The organism is Bacteroidota bacterium, assembly GCA_016722565.1.
In the GTDB taxonomy this organism is placed as follows: domain Bacteria; phylum Bacteroidota; class Bacteroidia; order 2-12-FULL-35-15; family 2-12-FULL-35-15; genus 2-12-FULL-35-15.
In genome coordinates this window covers 626,679-642,217 of the sequence record JADKIU010000001.1, presented here as the reverse complement: position 1 = coordinate 642,217, position 15,539 = coordinate 626,679, and the positions used below count along the sequence as shown (strand labels likewise).

Below are 15,539 nucleotides of genomic sequence, written 5' to 3'. Positions count from 1 at the left end.
CAGAATGGTTATCTTTGAACAAATTATAACGCTAATTATGTTTAAACACCTATCTATAACAATTGTTTGGCTTTTCGTTGTATTTTCTTCCAACGCAATTGCTCAAAAAGGCAAAGACACTATTTTGTTGTTAAACGGGGGAATCGTTATCGGAACAGTTGTAGATACCTTAAATGGGGTTACAACCATCAAAAGCAAAAAAGACAGCACCAAAAACGATATTATCGAAAATGATCGAATTTTTTCTATCACGAACGCCAATGGAGAAAGCATCATGTATGTATACGACACCATCCTTGGAAATGAATTTACAGTGGATGAAATGCGCTACTTTATACTTGGAGAGCAAGACGCGGAAAGAGGTTTTAAAGCAAAAGGTGCCTTCTGGGGCAATATGGTATTGGGTGCAGCAGGTGGAGTAACCGGAAGTTTTTTATGTTTGATTCCTCCTTTTGGGTTTACCGCTTTATCCGGATTGCCGCGTGTAAAAGTAAAAAGCAGCTCTGTCTCCAATGTTGACTGCATCAAACACGACACCTATATCATGGGCTACGAACGAGTTGCTCGCAAGAAAAGAAAAATTAGTTCCTTGATCGGTGGTGGAATCGGATTGGGTGTTGGAATCGGAACAAGCATTATCTTAAACAAGACCAACAACGAAATTCGATTTGATTAGTCGTTCAACTTTGTAAGCATTGAATTTCCTCAAACGCTTTATTAACTTTCTTCTTTTCGGCAATATTTATGTTGCAATCGGTTCTGTTTGTCTCATACAGAGCAGTCTCATTCAGCTAGGAGCAAACAACACTCTGATTTATTATTCTCTTCTTACTTTTTTTGCAACCTTATTTATCTACAACTTGCAACGGATTTTTTATGCTCCACAAAAAGATAATAGTCTTTTCTCCATTCGCAGAAAATGGATTTTTGAAAATCAATTCACCATAAAAATGCTTACCATCATTGGATGCGTGGGTGTTGCAATCACTTTTTTCTTTAACGATTATCGCATTGCATTCTACCTCTCACCACTATTACTTTTATCCATTGCCTACTTTTTGCCGGCTATCAAACTCCGACAAAATACACTCTTTAAACTCGTGACTTTGGCTTTTGTATGGACAATGGTAACTGCTGTTGTGCCAGTACTTTTAACCAACACACCACTCTTTTCCCCAAGCGGAATTCTTCATTTTTTTGTACGACTGACTTTTATGATTGCCATTTGCATTCCATTCGACATTCGCGATATGGAAATCGACAAAGCAGAAAATATTTTTACACTGAGTCAGAAATTAGGCGAAAACAAGACGCGATGGATTGGCTTCGGATGTATGCTCATCTATATTCTTCTGATTGCCGCGGAGTTTTTCCTTGACCTATTTTCGATGAAGATTTTTATCGCATTACTACTAACTGCAATAGTAAATGCAATTATCGTATTTATGAGTTCATCGAAACGGAGCGAATATTTTTATACCGCACTATTAGATGGAACAATGATTTTGCAGGGGATTGTAATGATTGCAGTCAACTACCTTTAGTTTATTTCATCGCTATTTCCAACGCTTCACCAAACGCTTTTGCAGTTTTTATCAAATCTTCTTCCGTATGTGCTTCACATACAAAACCTACTTCGTAACCGGATGGGCCCAAATAAATTCCTCGCTCCAATAATTCTTTGTGCAAAATTCTAAAATACCTCATCGAATCGGCATCAATCTCTTCTGCGGAGCGAACAACTTCTTTATCTGTGAAAGCAATCCAGAATATGGAACCGACTGAATAGATGCTAAAAGGGACAATGGAAGAAGTAAAATGTGAGTGAATATTTTCAATTAAAAATTGTGTCTTTTTTTCTAAGTCTTCATAAAAATTCGGCTTCAAACACTCCGTCAACTGCGCTATCCCGGCAGCCATCGCTACAGGATTTCCACTCAATGTTCCTGCTTGATATACATTTCCTTCCGGAGAAATATTGCTCATGATTTCTGCGGAAGCACCATACATCCCCACAGGCAAGCCTCCACCAATAATTTTTCCGTAAGTAATAATATCGGGTTGAATTTTATAATAACCTGCAGCACCTTCAAAACCAACTCTGAATCCGTTAATCACTTCATCAAAAATCAAAAGTGTTTTATTTTCGGTACAGATGTCACGTAAAAATTGTAAATATTCTTTTCGTTGCAACAACAAACCATTGTTAGCCGGAATCGGCTCAATAATCACACATGCGATCTGATCTTTAAACTCAGCGAATGCTTGCTTCACTGCGGCTTCATTGTTCAATGAAACAACAATTGTTTCATTCACAAAACTTTCCGGAACCCCCGCTGATGAAGTATTTCCAAAAGTCACCAACCCCGAACCGGCTTTTACCAATAATGAATCACTGTGCCCATGATAACACCCTTCGAATTTCAAAATCTTGTTTCTTTTGGTATATCCTCTCGCTAAACGAATTGCACTCATCACCGCTTCTGTACCTGAACTAACAAAACGAATTTTTTGAATGTATTTGTTATTACTTAAAATCAATTCTGCTAATTCATTCTCCAAAGCCGTTGGGGCTCCGAATGAACTTCCATTCTCTACTGTTCTTTTAATCGCATCTACCACTTTATCGTTCGCATGACCTAAAATCAAAGGACCCCAAGAACCACAATAATCAATAAACTCATTTCCATCGGCATCCCAAATATGGGAACCTTTACCTTTTTGAATAAACAAAGGTGTTCCTCCAACCGAGCGAAATGCGCGGACTGGACTGTTTACACCTCCCGGAAAATATTTTTTAGCTTTCTCAAACAAAGCTTCTGATTTTTCTCTCTTCATAATTGAAAATATTAGGCTGCAAATATATATCTTTGGATTCAATAACCTCTGTGTCCTCTGCGAAAAAACTCCGCGCTCTGCGGTAAAATTTAACCGCTGAGAATTGCAGAGAAAAAAATGAGAACCACAGATAAATTATGACCTATCAGAACACACTAGCGTTTGCAAAACAACAAGACGCTGCCGATCCCTTAAAAAGCTACCGTGAAAAATTTTATTTCCCGATCATGCACGGCCGTGAAACCGTTTACTTCACAGGAAACTCACTTGGATTGCAACCGAAAGCAACACAAGATTATATTCTAAATGAATTAGAAGATTGGGCAACATTTGGTGTTGAAGGCCACTTTCATGCTCGTAAACCATGGATGCCTTATCACGAACAATTTGCTGAACCGATTGCAAAAATTGTTGGTGCAAAACCCGAAGAAGTAGTGGTTATGAACCAACTCACTGTCAATTTACACTTGCTATTGGTTAGTTTTTATCGCCCTACCAAAACTCGTTATAAAATTTTATGTGAAGCAAAAGCTTTTCCATCCGACCAATATGCATTGGAATCGCAAGTGAAGTTTCATGGATTAAATCCTGACGATGCAATCATTGAAGTAGCACCCCGCGAAGGTGAAGTTTGTATCCGACATGAAGATATTTTAGCCGCAATCGAAAAAAACAAAGATTCAATTGCAACCATTCTGATTGGTGGGGTAAATTATTATAACGGTCAAGTGTTCGACATGAAAGGCATTACCGAAGCCGGACAAAAAATCGGTGCAACGGTTGGGTTCGATTTAGCACATGCTGCCGGAAATTTAAAATTGGAATTACACAACTGGAATGTTGATTTTGCTTGTTGGTGCAGTTATAAATATTTGAACTCCGGTCCAGGTGGTGTTGCAGGTGCATTCATTCACCAACGCCATTTAAACAAACCTGAAATTATTCGGTTTGCAGGATGGTGGGGACATGATAAAAACACACGTTTTAAAATGAACAAAGGCTTTGTTCCTATGCCAACAGCAGAAGCTTGGCAGATGAGCAATGCGCCTGTTTTATCTATGGCAGCGCACAAAGCGTCCGTTGATATTTTTAATGAAGTTGGAATGGATGCATTGGTTTCCAAAGCAGAACAACTAACCGGATTTTTAGAATTTATCATTGATGACATCAATAAATCATTGGATACAAAATTAGAAATCATTACTCCAAGAGATAAGAAACAACGTGGCTGTCAACTATCCATTGTTGCTCATGGAAGAGGAAAAGAATTATTCAACAAACTAACTGAAGCAGGAATTATTTCCGATTGGCGTGAGCCGAATGTAATTCGCTGCGCACCTGTTCCCTTGTATAATTCGTTTGAAGATGTTTTTAGATTCGGAGAGATTTTAAAAGCTGCATTATAAAAAAATTACCACAGAGTAAAAGGAGAAAATCAAGAGAAACGCGGAGAAAAAATATTAAAAAATACAAGTCAGTGGCTCGCTGCGATTAATCAGCGTCCTCAGTGGTAAAAGAAAATGTCAAAACAGAAATTCAAAGTACAAATGCAAAAAATGGGAGCATGGGTAGTCGTGATTACTCCTATCGATGTAAAAAAAGTATTTGGAAGAAAAGGGCATGTCAGAGTAAAAGGAACGATTGATGGTTATCCGTTTGACGACACTTCTTTGATGCCGATGCGAACAGGTGAATATTGTATGGCGATTCGGCAAGAAATCAGAAAAGCGATACGAAAAGGACCGAATGATACGATTGAAATTATTAGAAGAAGATTTTGCTGAATTAAAAATACCTGAAGAATTAATAGAAGCATTTGAAGCAAGTCCGGAAGCAGAAAAAATGTTTAATGCTTTTCCACCTTCTTACAAAAGAAATTATACAAAATATGTTGCTGGATCCAAAAACAAAGCAACAAGAGAAAGGAGAGCAATAGCAAGTGTATTGCGACTTGAAAAAGAATACGTTGAGAAAGGGAAATTAGCCGAAGAGAGGGCTGAGAAAAGGGCTAGAATTGCTAAAAAATAGCGCTAATGCTTCGTCAATGCCGGTTATAAACAGGAGCTGAAATCGAAAGAATTGAATAAACTACTTGTTTACAAACTGACAATTATCATTCTTACTTTAGAAACAAAACTATTTATTTGAAATAAAAAAATTATGAGTCAAAAAACAGCAACAATCGTAGGTGCAGGATTAGTCGGTTCACTCTGGGCAGTTTATTTATCAAAAGCCGGATATAAAGTAACCATTGTAGAGCGCAGACCAGATATTCGTAAAGCTGAAATATCAGCCGGAAAATCAATCAACTTGGCATTATCAGACAGAGGTTGGAAAGCATTAGACACGGTTGGAATTGGTGACGAAATCAGAAAAATTGCCATTGCCATGCCGGGCAGAATCATGCACGACTTAAAAGGAAATTTATCCTACCAACCTTACGGAAAAGAAGGACAAGCCATCTATTCGGTTTCGAGAGGTGGGTTGAATGCTCGCATGATGACAATCGCGGAAGAAGTTGGGAATGCTGAAATATTTTATAACGAACGTTGCACCGATGTTGATTTAGTAAAAGGAATTGTTTCCACCGAACATGGTGAAACAAAAGAAAAGAAAACCTATCACTCCGATGTTGTTTTCGCTGCCGATGGCGCCTTTTCTGCTGTCCGTTACAACGCCATGCAAAAACTGGATCGATTTGATTACAGTCAGCGTTTTATTGAAGATGGTTATCGCGAAATTCTATTGCCGGCAAATCCGGATGGCTCTTACCCAATCGAAAAACACGCTTTACACATTTGGCCCCGTGGAAGATTTATGTTGATTGCTTTACCGAATGAGGACGGTTCTTTTACTTGCACACTCTTTATGCCAATGCAAGGAGAAAAATCTTTTGAATCGTTAAAAACAAAAGAAAATGTAAATGAATTTTTCAAAACTACGTTCCCTGATTTTTACACCATGATGCCCAACATTGCGGATGCGTGGGAAAACCATCCATTATCTGCTTTGGCAATTATACGTTGTTATCCATGGACACATGGGAAAACAGCATTAATGGGCGATGCAGCACATGCTACGGTTCCATTTTTCGGACAAGGGATGAACTGCGGTTTTGAAGATTGTACCGTTATGTGGCAATTGATGCAAAAGCACAAGGAAGATTGGACAAAAGTATTTGAAGAATATCAAATATTGCGTAAGCCGGATGGGGATGGCGTTCAAGACTTATCCTTACAAAATTATCATGTGATGCGCGACTATGTTGCTGACCCAAAATTTTTATTGCAGAAGAAAATCGAAGCACATTTTTCAGAAAAACATCCCGACAAATGGATGCCGGTTTACAGTCAAGTTACCTTCAGCCACATTCGCTACTCTGAGGCATTCAGAGTAGGAAACCAGCAAGATGAAATTATGAAAAAAGTGATGGCTATGTTCCCTGATATCGAAACGAAATGGAACAGCGAAGAAGTGGAGAAAGCAATTTTGAATAGTCTTTAGAAGATAGAATCAAGATACTAGAATCAAGAGTTAAGGTAAAATATTCACGCTAGAAAATCTTGTCTCTTGAATCTTACATCTTGACCTGAAAATGATTTACTCCAAAAAATACCTCATCGTTAAACTGCTCGTTGAAAATCTGAGCAAATATGAGTTAATGGGCATTTATCGCCCGCAAGCCTATGTAAAAGGAGCCAAAAGTTACTCCACCGAATGCCAGATTGAACTCTACAAAAGCCAATAGAACAAGGGCAAACAGCCGTTTTAAATGCAGTGCTCTATGCCCCGGTCGGATTTGGTGAGCATTTAAAACAAGGAAGTTTACTAACTTTACGAAACGGATTGGATATTGAAGCCAAAGCAGTGGTATTGGAAATAATTGGATATAAATAAAGAATAAGGATTTAAGACATAAGAATCAAGACTAAAAAACGTTTATTAAGTATTGAAGGCTATTAAACACATATTATTTTTTCTATTTGTAATTATTCAATTGCACACATTTGCTCAACCCGGAACAGATGAGCAATTGGCTTTGCAATTTTATCAAAACAAAGAATTTGATAAAGCATTGGATTATTACGAAAAGCTCTACAATAAAAAATCTCCGCAAGAATTTTATCTGCCATATTTAAATTGTTTGCTCGAAACAAAAGATTTTAAGAAAGCAGAAAAGATTGCAAGAAAACAAATTAAACAAAACCCAGATGCACCCAACTTCATCGTTGATTTAGGAACGGTGTATACACTTTCTGAAGATCCTGAAAAAGCAAAATCTACCTGGGAATCGGCCATCAAAGCAATTAAATATGACGAACAGGTATTTTCTGTGGCCAACGCTTTTCTTAAAATTCGTCAATACGATTTTGCCTTAGCGACTTATTTGAAAGGAAGAAAAATTTCTGAAAATAATTATCCGTTTAGCTTTGAGCTGGCTGATGTTTATAAAATGAAAGGCGATAATATCGCCATGATTAACGAGTATCTGGATGTTTTGGAAAAACAAGAATCCTACATTCAAAGCGTTCAAAATGCATTGCAAACCAGCTTCGGGAACGAAGCCGATCAAAAACAAAACGAACAATTAAAAACAGAACTCCTTAAACGCATTTCAAAAAATCCGGATAAAACAATTTTATCGGAATTACTAATTTGGATGCAAATTCAGCAGAAAGACTGGGAAGGTGCTTTTGTACAGGCAAAAGCATTGGACAAAAGAAAAAAGGAAGAAGGCAATCGTGTGATGGGACTCGCACAACTTTTTGCACAAAACGAAGCCTACGATGTTTCCATTAAAGCTTACAACTATGTGATTGCAAAAGGTCCAGATATTTATTATTACACCAATGCACGCATCGAACTTTTGAATGTCTACTATCAAAAAGTTGTTTCCAAAGGAAACTATACACCACTCGATTTAACTGAATTAGAAAAAAATTATTTAACGACCATCGAAGAGTTAGGTAAATCACCGAGCACTGTTCCTTTATTAAAAAATCTGGCGCACCTTCAAGCTTTCTATTTAAACAAAACCGATGAGGCAAAAACCATTCTGGAAGAAGCGATAAACATGCCTAAATTAGCACCGATAACGCAGGCTGAATGCAAATTAGAGTTGGCTGATGTACTATTAATGACAGGTGATATCTGGGAAGCATCCTTACGTTATTCACAAGTAGAAAAAGCATTTAAGTACGATGTTATCGGACAAGAAGCAAAATTTAGAGTTGCAAGAATTTCTTATTACACAGGAGATTTCGGCTGGGCCCAAACACAACTGGATGTTTTGAAAGGTGCAACATCAAAGTTAATCGCCAATGACGCATTGCAACTCTCATTAACCATCAGTGATGCATTGGCAATCGATACGAATGAAGCACCGCTAGAACTCTTTGCTATGGCCGATTTATTCGCTTTCCGCAATTTGGATGCAGAGGCATTTCTACTTTTTGATTCTTTAAATAAGACCTATCCTAACCATGCACTCGCAGATGATATCGTTTATAAAAAAGCGCAAATTGCACTCAAAAAAATGCAGTTCGAAAAAGCAGCTGAATACTTTGAAGAAATTCTAAAAAATTATGGCGAGGACATTCTTGCTGATGATGCATTGTTTAAACTAGCCGACCTTTATGAAAATCAATTTAAAAACACAGATAAAGCAAAAGAACTTTATCAACAGCTATTAGAAAAATATCCGGATAGCTTGTATGTGGTGGAAGCACGAAAACGCTTCCGGAAATTAAGAGGAGATAGTATTAACTAATTTTTAGATGCCTTTGAAAACAACAATTTTACTTTTACTTGGGGGAATCACCATTTTTTTTGCTTCTTGTTCTAACTCTGAAAGCAAAACCAACACCGTTGAAACCGAAACAATAAAAGCTGAAAACACGGACTCCTTGACGTTTTATATTGACCAACCTTGTTTGGTATTTATCATTCCCGATAGCCTTGAATTGTGGCAAATGAAAAACGATGATTCAACCAGCTTTTATGCAGCCATGGATGACTATTCCTATTATTTATCTCAAGCAGAAGTGCTTGCCGATTCATTAATGATTAAATCGTTTCCTACAACTAAAAAACTACTCGATTTTAAAACCATTAAAAACGAACACATTCTTATAGACTTGTCAAAACTTAAAGCAGAAGACCCAGCATGGGGCATTTATTTATTCAATGGAGAAGAAGCCCCACAACTGAAAAGCTCAATTGATATAGATAAGAAATTATTAGTAACGTACTTTAAACTAACAGAATAATTAAAATGATAATATACAACGTTACCATTAACATCGAAAAAGATGTGCATGATGAATGGCTGGAATGGATGAAAACCAAACACATTCCGGATGTAATGGCTACAGGATTTTTTCTTGAAAACAAATTGTGCAAAGTATTAGTAGATGAAGAACAAGGCATCACCTACTCTTTTCAGTACACCAGCAAAAACATGGAAGACTTGAAAGAATACCAACGATTGCATGCACCCCGCTTGCAAAAAGAAGTTGCCGATAGATATGCAAACAAGTTTGTTGCATTTAGAACTTTATTAGAAGTAATTAAATAGATATGACAGAACAAGTTCGTGCAAAAAAACATTTAGGACAGCATTTTTTAAAGGATGAAACCATCGCGCTGAACATTGTTAAAAGTCTCAAGCATTCCTCCCTCTATAAAAAAATAATTGAAGTTGGCCCCGGAATGGGCGTCCTTACAAAGTATTTGATTGAGGAAAAACAATACGAAACATTTATTATCGATATTGACAGAGAATCCATCGCATACTTAAAACAAAATTTTCCTATACTTGAAAATAAAATTATTGAAGGTGATTTTTTAAAATTGGATTTCGATAATTTATTTAATAACGAGCCATTTGCTGTTATTGGGAACTTCCCGTATAATATTTCAACCGAAATTTTATTCAAAGTTCTGGATCATAAAAACCAAGTTCCTGAAGTAGTTGGAATGTTCCAAAAGGAAGTAGCCGAGCGCATCGCTTCTAAACCCCGAAATAAAACTTATGGAATTACCAGTGTTTTATTGCAAGCCTTTTACGATATAGAATATTTATTTACGGTAGATGCCAGTGTATTTAATCCGCCACCAAAAGTACAATCCGCGGTTATTCGCCTCACAAGAAACAATCTACAACAACTTGATTGTAACGAGAAACTATTCAAGCAAGTTGTAAAGGCGGGATTCAACCAACGTAGGAAAACATTGCGGAATTCCATTAAAGCATTTAAGCTAAAACCTGAGTTTCTAGACCATAAATATCTTACGCAACGGGCTGAAGAATTATCGGTTGCCGACTTTGTAAACCTGACAAATATGGTTGAAGTTTAAATTTCCGTTAAACGTTCGCTCCAATAGGTATAAATCTTACCTTTGCACCCGTATCTATCTAAATACAAGATAAAGTGCAATTTGAATTAACAGACGACTTTTTAATTCAACTCCGTGAAGCCATTCGTGCTCGTAACGGAGCATTTGTCGTTAATCAATTTAAAGAGCTGTATCCACCGGATATTGCTGTTGTATTTAATGAACTCGAAATTGAAGAAGCCAAGTATGTTTATTCTTTATTGGATGAACAAATTGCGGCCGATGTGTTGGTTGAACTGGATGACGATGTTCGTGAAGACTTCCTTGCTTCCCTTTACCTCAAAAGAAATTGCTGAGCACATCGACAACATGGATTCCGATGATGCGGCTGACGTTATCGCAGAACTTCCGGATGCAGTGCAAGATGAGGTTTTGTCGCACATGGAAGATAGTGAACAAGCCAGCGACATTGTTGAACTTTTAAATTACGATGAAAATACTGCCGGTGGTTTAATGGCTACCGAGTTGGTTCGTGTGCATGTAAACAGTAACGCCATTGAATGTGTGCGTGAAATCCGTGAGCAAGCCGACAACGTAGAAAACATTTATGCTATTTATGTAGTAGATGATGATGAAAAATTAGTTGGGTTACTTCACCTGAAAAAATTAATCGTCTCCTCTACTCGCTCACGTGTTTCTGAAATATACGATCCAAAAGTCATTTCAGTAAAAACCAATACCGATGCCGAAGAAGTTGCCAATCTAATGGATAAATACAACTTGGTAGTTTTGCCGGTTGTAGACGCCTTAGGACGATTGGTTGGACGAATCACGATTGATGACATCGTTGATGTTCGAAGAGAAGAAGAAACGGAAGACCTTCAGAAAATGGCCGGTATGGAAGCCCTTGACGAACCGTACATGAATGTTTCTATCTGGGGAATTCTGAAAAAGCGTGCCGGTTGGCTGGTCATCTTATTTTTAGGAGAAACATTAACAGTAACGGTTATGGGCTTTTTCGAAAATGAAATAGCAAAAGTGGTCATCCTCTCTTTGTTTGTCCCTTTAATTATCTCCAGCGGAGGAAATACCGGATCACAAGCCTCTACACTTGTTATCCGTGCATTAGCATTGGGTGAAATCACTATTCGCAATTGGTGGACCATCATCCAACGTGAAATAAAAGTAGGATTTATCTTGGGCTTGATACTCGGTGTTATTGGATTTTTAAGAGTTGCTGTTTGGTCACAGTTCACCCCAATTTATGGTCCACACTGGAGAGAAATTGCTTTTACTGTCGGCACCTCACTGGTTGGTGTTGTACTTTGGGGAAACATCATTGGCTCCTTGTTCCCGCTAATTTTAAAACGTTTTGGATTTGATCCTGCTGTTTCTTCAGCGCCATTCGTGGCTACCTTAGTAGACATCACCGGATTGATTATTTATTTTTCTGTTGCATCCTTGCTTTTGGGAAGTGTAATTGTTTAAAATACCGTATCGCAGGTTTTCAACCTGCGTAATTTTAATTGCCTTAAAAAATGAACATTCTCTTTATCGATTCCAATCATTCATTATTACACGAAACGCTTATCAAAGCGGGACATACCTGCGACTTGAATTATCAATGGACAAAAGAGGAAATTGAAAACAACATTCACTTGTATGATGGTATTGTTATTCGCAGTAAAATAAAAATCACAAAAGAACTAATCGACAAAGCAACAAAGTTGAAGTTTATTGCTCGAGCCGGAGCGGGAATGGAAAACATTGATGTGGCATATGCTGAAAGTAAAGGCATAAAATGTTTGCATGCACCCGAAGGAAACAAAGATGCAGTTGCAGAACAAGCAATAGGAATGTTATTAGGTTTATTTAATAATTTATTCAGAGCCAACAAAGAAGTACGTGAAGGCAAATGGATTCGTGAAGGAAATCGTGGAGTGGAATTAATGGGAAAGACCATTGGAATTATCGGTTACGGAAATATGGGTAGCGCTTTCGCAGAACGTTTAAAAGGTTTTGGTGTGAATGTATTGGTATACGATAAATACAAAAAGAATTACGGAACTGATGTCGTAAAAGAATCTACGCTTGACGAAATTTTTAAAAATGCTGATGTATTAAGTTTACACACTCCACTTACCGATGAAACAAATTATTTAATCAACGATTCATTTATAAATAAGTTTTCGAAAAACATTTACATCATCAATACTGCAAGAGGAAAATGTTTAAACACTTCCGACTTAGTTAAAAATTTAAAATCTGGGAAAGTACTTGGTACTTGCTTGGATGTAATGGAATATGAAATGCTTTCGTTTGAGGCGTTAGACACCAAACAACTTCCTGAAGCATTTCAATACTTGATTCAATCGGATAATGTAGTTTTATCTCCTCACATTGCTGGCTGGACACAGGAGAGCAATGAGAAAATTGCGAGAGTTTTGGCTGAGAAAATATTAAGCCTATAACGGCTTCACCACCAACTGCACCGTATATCTACTCTTCACTTCCAATAACACTTTTTTATCTATTGTTACTCTATCAATGGTCGCTTGATCATAATAACGAATGGTAATTAATTCTAAATTGTCGTTATATAAAACGCGATACTGTTTCTGAAGTGTTTTAATTAAATCAGGAAGTTTACGTTCATCCGCATCCACACTCACTGAAAAGCTGATTGCTGAATTTTGCATCACATTTACTTTCACCTGCTTTTCGGCAAATAGATTAAATATATTACTGAAATTTTCTTCTGCAATAAAGGAGAAGTCTTTTGGAGAAATAGAAATCAACACCTGATTTACTTTAAAAATAAAACAAGGAATTGGCAAAGGCGATTGCACTTCATTGATGATTGTCCCTTTTTCAGAAGGATTCAAAAATGATTTTACCAACAGAGGAATCTTTTTATTCTGTAAAGGTTTAATTGTTTTCGGGTGAATGACAGTCGCTCCGTAATACGCCAACTCAATTGCATCTTGATACGAAATCTGTTCGAGCTTTTTGGTTTCATCAAACCATTTCGGATCGGCATTCAATACACCCGGAACATCTTTCCAAATGGTTACACTTTCGGCATTGGTTGTATATGCTAGGATTGCAGCTGTATAATCGGATCCTTCACGACCTAAGGTTGTGGTAAAGTTTTCGGAAGTCCCACCAATAAATCCTTGTGTAACGATGATTTTTGCGTCATCCCCCTTGCCCCCTTCTAAGGGGGACTTGATAGCGGTCATTAAATGTTCATCGACTAAAGTTTGAGTCAACTCCCAATCTACTTTTCCTTCTCTGTAGGTATTGTCTGTTTGGATAAAGTCGCGAACGTCTTTCCATTGACTATTCAATCCAACTTCTTTTAAATACGCTTGAACAATTTTTGTAGAAATAATTTCACCCATGCTTACAATCTTATCATACTCATAATTGTAATTTTCTGTTGGTGTATCTTCCACAGCCCAATCCAGCTCCACGAATGTATTGTTGATTTCATTATAAATAGGATGCGTTTTCGAAGGAAATAGCTCTTCAATAATATCAAAATGATACTTTTTAATTTCCGCCAAAATCGTTGATGCACTTTCCTTTTGTTCATCTGAAATTTTTGCCGGATAAAAAATTGCATCTGTCAAACGCTCCAAAGCATTGGTTACTTTTCCCATCGCAGACACCACCACCAAAATATTTTCTTTTGGAAAAAACTTAAGAATTTCTGCTACATTTTTTACCGCTTTTGCATCTTTCACGGATGCGCCACCGAATTTGAATACTTTCATGTACTAAAATTTATAATTCTGTATTTCTGAATCAGTCAATTTGCAATTAATCCATTCGCCATCAAAATGCGAATCTAATTTCTCATAAAATTTAATCGCAGGTTCATTCCACTCCAACACTTGCCATTCCATTCTACGAGCATTCATTTCTTTCGCTACCTGAACAACAGGGTCGAATAATTTTTTACCGATGCCATGCTTTCTAAACTCCTCCGTCACAATGATGTCTTCCAAAAACACACATTTGCCTTTCCAAGTCGAATATTTGATATAATACAAGGATATTCCAACAATCTTCCCTTCTACTTCCGCCACAAAAAATTTAAAGATGGGATCTTTTCCAAATCCATCGCGCTCCATTTCAGCAAGGGTAACAGCCACTTCATCGGGCGCTTTCTCATACGTTGCTAGTTCCTGAACCAATTTCAATACCTCGGGCAAGTCAGGTTTTAGTCCTTTTCGAATGATCATATTCATAGCCACAAAGTTATTTAATTCTTTGGTTTTTATCATCCAAAAATATTGCGATATTTGTAGGAATTCAAAATAAACAAACAATGAGCAGAGTTAAAACGTTAGGACAATTTATTATTGAAAAACAGGCTGATTTCCCTTATGCAAAGGGCGAATTATCGCGATTATTACGTGACATTGCCATTGCATCCAAAATTGTAAACCGTGAGGTAACAAAAGCCGGATTAGCCGATATACTTGGTGATGCAGGAGAAATTAACGTGCAAGGGGAAAATGTTAAAAAGCTGGATGTATACGCAAATGAACAATTTATAGCCGCATTAAGTGTAGGCGGAGAATGTTGCGCGATTGCTTCAGAAGAAAACGAAGACATCATTATTATTGATAACGAAGTTTCCAAAAATGCGAAATATGTAGTGGCAATGGACCCGTTGGATGGTTCTTCCAATATTGATGTAAATGTTTCCATCGGAACCATTTTCTCTATCTATCGCAGAACTTCGCTTTCCGGACCAGGCACCTACGAGGATTTTATGCAACGCGGAACAGAACAAGTGGCTGCCGGATACGTGATTTACGGCTCTTCTTGCATGATGGTTTATACCACAGGAAAAGGCGTAAACGGATTTACCTTAGACCCTTCTATCGGTGAATTTTGTTTGTCGCATCCCAACTTACAAACCCCGAAACAAGCTAAAACCTACTCAATCAACGAAGGAAACTATGTACACTTTCCGGAAGGAGTAAAAAAATACATTAAATATTGTCAGGAAGAAGATGTATCAATGAATCGCCCTTATTCATCTAGATACATAGGATCTGGTGTTGCTGACATTCACCGTAATTTAATTACCGGTGGCGTTTACATTTATCCCACCACAGCAAAATCTCCGAAAGGGAAATTACGTTTATTATACGAATGTAACCCCTTGGCATTTATCCTTGAACAAGCCGGTGGTAAAGCCACTGATGGATTTAAGCGCATTATGGAATTAGACATCAAAGAACTTCACCAACGCACACCCCTATTTTTAGGTTCCGCGGATATGGTTGATTTGGCCGGTGAATACATGAAAAAGTATTCGGTTGCTGAAAAGGTATAGTTAATTC

General features: G+C 37.4%; 18 protein-coding genes. 15 read left to right on the top strand and 3 right to left on the bottom strand.

What is annotated here, in order from left to right; translation table 11 throughout:
* Positions 1 to 37 precede the first annotated feature (37 nt).
* The gene (locus IPP64_02585; protein ID MBL0328317.1) at positions 38 to 676 is read left to right on the top strand and encodes a hypothetical protein; all 639 of its coding nucleotides are present in this window, start codon (positions 38 to 40) and stop codon (positions 674 to 676) included.
* A gap of 19 nt (positions 677 to 695) precedes the next feature.
* Positions 696 to 1,544 (top strand): UbiA family prenyltransferase, encoded by an 849-nt coding sequence (locus tag IPP64_02580; protein ID MBL0328316.1) that lies wholly within the window; start codon positions 696 to 698, stop codon positions 1,542 to 1,544.
* 1 nt (position 1,545) lies between these two features.
* On the opposite strand, the gene hemL is transcribed toward IPP64_02580, so the two are convergent.
* Entirely contained in the window at positions 1,546 to 2,838 is a 1,293-nt protein-coding gene (hemL, locus tag IPP64_02575) for a glutamate-1-semialdehyde 2,1-aminomutase (protein MBL0328315.1), read from the bottom strand.
* Positions 2,839 to 2,975: 137 nt separating this feature from the next.
* Here hemL and kynU point away from each other — a divergent pair, with 137 nt between their 5' ends.
* The 12 genes from kynU to IPP64_02515 all read left to right on the top strand — a co-directional run bounded on the left by kynU (position 2,976) and on the right by IPP64_02515 (position 12,647).
* Positions 2,976 to 4,244, top strand: coding sequence for a kynureninase (gene kynU / locus IPP64_02570; GenBank protein MBL0328314.1), 1,269 nt, complete (start codon positions 2,976 to 2,978; stop codon positions 4,242 to 4,244).
* A gap of 114 nt (positions 4,245 to 4,358) precedes the next feature.
* The gene (locus IPP64_02565) at positions 4,359 to 4,622 is read left to right on the top strand and encodes a DUF1905 domain-containing protein (GenBank protein MBL0328313.1); all 264 of its coding nucleotides are present in this window, start codon (positions 4,359 to 4,361) and stop codon (positions 4,620 to 4,622) included.
* Complete coding sequence (locus IPP64_02560; protein ID MBL0328312.1) at positions 4,594 to 4,866, top strand: YdeI/OmpD-associated family protein; 273 nt, start codon at positions 4,594 to 4,596, stop codon at positions 4,864 to 4,866. The genes IPP64_02565 and IPP64_02560 overlap by 29 nt, the downstream gene beginning before the upstream one ends.
* Positions 4,867 to 4,998: 132 nt before the next feature.
* Positions 4,999 to 6,342 carry an FAD-dependent monooxygenase gene (locus tag IPP64_02555; protein ID MBL0328311.1) on the top strand — a complete coding sequence of 448 codons (1,344 nt, stop codon included), beginning with the start codon at positions 4,999 to 5,001 and terminating at the stop codon, positions 6,340 to 6,342.
* Positions 6,343 to 6,433: 91 nt separating this feature from the next.
* Entirely contained in the window at positions 6,434 to 6,586 is a 153-nt protein-coding gene (locus IPP64_02550; GenBank protein ID MBL0328310.1) for a hypothetical protein, read from the top strand.
* 249 nt (positions 6,587 to 6,835) lie between these two features.
* On the top strand, positions 6,836 to 8,608 hold the full coding sequence (locus IPP64_02545) for a tetratricopeptide repeat protein (GenBank protein ID MBL0328309.1): 1,773 nt from the start codon (positions 6,836 to 6,838) through the stop codon (positions 8,606 to 8,608).
* 13 nt (positions 8,609 to 8,621) lie between these two features.
* Positions 8,622 to 9,107 carry a hypothetical protein gene (locus IPP64_02540; protein ID MBL0328308.1) on the top strand — a complete coding sequence of 162 codons (486 nt, stop codon included), beginning with the start codon at positions 8,622 to 8,624 and terminating at the stop codon, positions 9,105 to 9,107.
* 5 nt (positions 9,108 to 9,112) lie between these two features.
* Positions 9,113 to 9,415 (top strand): DUF4286 family protein, encoded by a 303-nt coding sequence (locus tag IPP64_02535; GenBank protein ID MBL0328307.1) that lies wholly within the window; start codon positions 9,113 to 9,115, stop codon positions 9,413 to 9,415.
* A gap of 2 nt (positions 9,416 to 9,417) precedes the next feature.
* Complete coding sequence (gene rsmA, locus IPP64_02530) at positions 9,418 to 10,197, top strand: 16S rRNA (adenine(1518)-N(6)/adenine(1519)-N(6))-dimethyltransferase RsmA (GenBank protein ID MBL0328306.1); 780 nt, start codon at positions 9,418 to 9,420, stop codon at positions 10,195 to 10,197.
* Positions 10,198 to 10,271: 74 nt separating this feature from the next.
* Entirely contained in the window at positions 10,272 to 10,532 is a 261-nt protein-coding gene (locus IPP64_02525) for a hypothetical protein (protein MBL0328305.1), read from the top strand.
* A complete protein-coding gene (gene mgtE / locus IPP64_02520; GenBank protein ID MBL0328304.1) occupies positions 10,483 to 11,664 on the top strand; it encodes a magnesium transporter in 1,182 nt (393 codons plus the stop codon). Before IPP64_02525 ends, mgtE begins: the two co-directional genes overlap by 50 nt.
* Before the next feature lie 50 nt (positions 11,665 to 11,714).
* Positions 11,715 to 12,647: a hydroxyacid dehydrogenase gene (locus tag IPP64_02515; GenBank protein ID MBL0328303.1), complete on the top strand. Its 933-nt coding sequence runs from the start codon at positions 11,715 to 11,717 to the stop codon at positions 12,645 to 12,647.
* Here IPP64_02515 and IPP64_02510 read toward each other — a convergent pair.
* Both IPP64_02510 and IPP64_02505 read right to left on the bottom strand, forming a co-directional pair.
* Positions 12,642 to 13,955 carry an aspartate kinase gene (locus tag IPP64_02510; GenBank protein MBL0328302.1) on the bottom strand — a complete coding sequence of 438 codons (1,314 nt, stop codon included), beginning with the start codon at positions 13,953 to 13,955 and terminating at the stop codon, positions 12,642 to 12,644. The genes IPP64_02515 and IPP64_02510 overlap by 6 nt on opposite strands.
* Before the next feature lie 3 nt (positions 13,956 to 13,958).
* Positions 13,959 to 14,426 (bottom strand): GNAT family N-acetyltransferase, encoded by a 468-nt coding sequence (locus IPP64_02505; GenBank protein MBL0328301.1) that lies wholly within the window; start codon positions 14,424 to 14,426, stop codon positions 13,959 to 13,961.
* An 86-nt stretch (positions 14,427 to 14,512) separates the two neighbouring features.
* Here IPP64_02505 and fbp point away from each other — a divergent pair, with 86 nt between their 5' ends.
* On the top strand, positions 14,513 to 15,532 hold the full coding sequence (fbp, locus tag IPP64_02500; GenBank protein ID MBL0328300.1) for a class 1 fructose-bisphosphatase: 1,020 nt from the start codon (positions 14,513 to 14,515) through the stop codon (positions 15,530 to 15,532).
* Positions 15,533 to 15,539 lie beyond the last annotated feature (7 nt).

Excerpts from the sequence above, each read along its gene's own strand:
- IPP64_02585 (MBL0328317.1), top strand. The coding sequence starts at position 38 with ATGTTTAAACACCTATCTATAACAATTGTTTGGCTTTTCGTTGTATTT.
- IPP64_02515 (MBL0328303.1), top strand. The coding sequence starts at position 11,715 with ATGAACATTCTCTTTATCGATTCCAATCATTCATTATTACACGAAACG.
- IPP64_02550 (MBL0328310.1), top strand. The coding sequence starts at position 6,434 with ATGATTTACTCCAAAAAATACCTCATCGTTAAACTGCTCGTTGAAAAT.
- IPP64_02535 (MBL0328307.1), top strand. The coding sequence starts at position 9,113 with ATGATAATATACAACGTTACCATTAACATCGAAAAAGATGTGCATGAT.
- kynU (MBL0328314.1), top strand. The coding sequence starts at position 2,976 with ATGACCTATCAGAACACACTAGCGTTTGCAAAACAACAAGACGCTGCC.
- rsmA (MBL0328306.1), top strand. The coding sequence starts at position 9,418 with ATGACAGAACAAGTTCGTGCAAAAAAACATTTAGGACAGCATTTTTTA.
- IPP64_02555 (MBL0328311.1), top strand. The coding sequence starts at position 4,999 with ATGAGTCAAAAAACAGCAACAATCGTAGGTGCAGGATTAGTCGGTTCA.
- fbp (MBL0328300.1), top strand. The coding sequence starts at position 14,513 with ATGAGCAGAGTTAAAACGTTAGGACAATTTATTATTGAAAAACAGGCT.
- mgtE (MBL0328304.1), top strand. The coding sequence starts at position 10,483 with ATGTTCGTGAAGACTTCCTTGCTTCCCTTTACCTCAAAAGAAATTGCT.
- IPP64_02510 (MBL0328302.1), bottom strand. The coding sequence starts at position 13,955 with ATGAAAGTATTCAAATTCGGTGGCGCATCCGTGAAAGATGCAAAAGCG.
- hemL (MBL0328315.1), bottom strand. The coding sequence starts at position 2,838 with ATGAAGAGAGAAAAATCAGAAGCTTTGTTTGAGAAAGCTAAAAAATAT.
- IPP64_02505 (MBL0328301.1), bottom strand. The coding sequence starts at position 14,426 with ATGATCATTCGAAAAGGACTAAAACCTGACTTGCCCGAGGTATTGAAA.
- IPP64_02565 (MBL0328313.1), top strand. The coding sequence starts at position 4,359 with ATGTCAAAACAGAAATTCAAAGTACAAATGCAAAAAATGGGAGCATGG.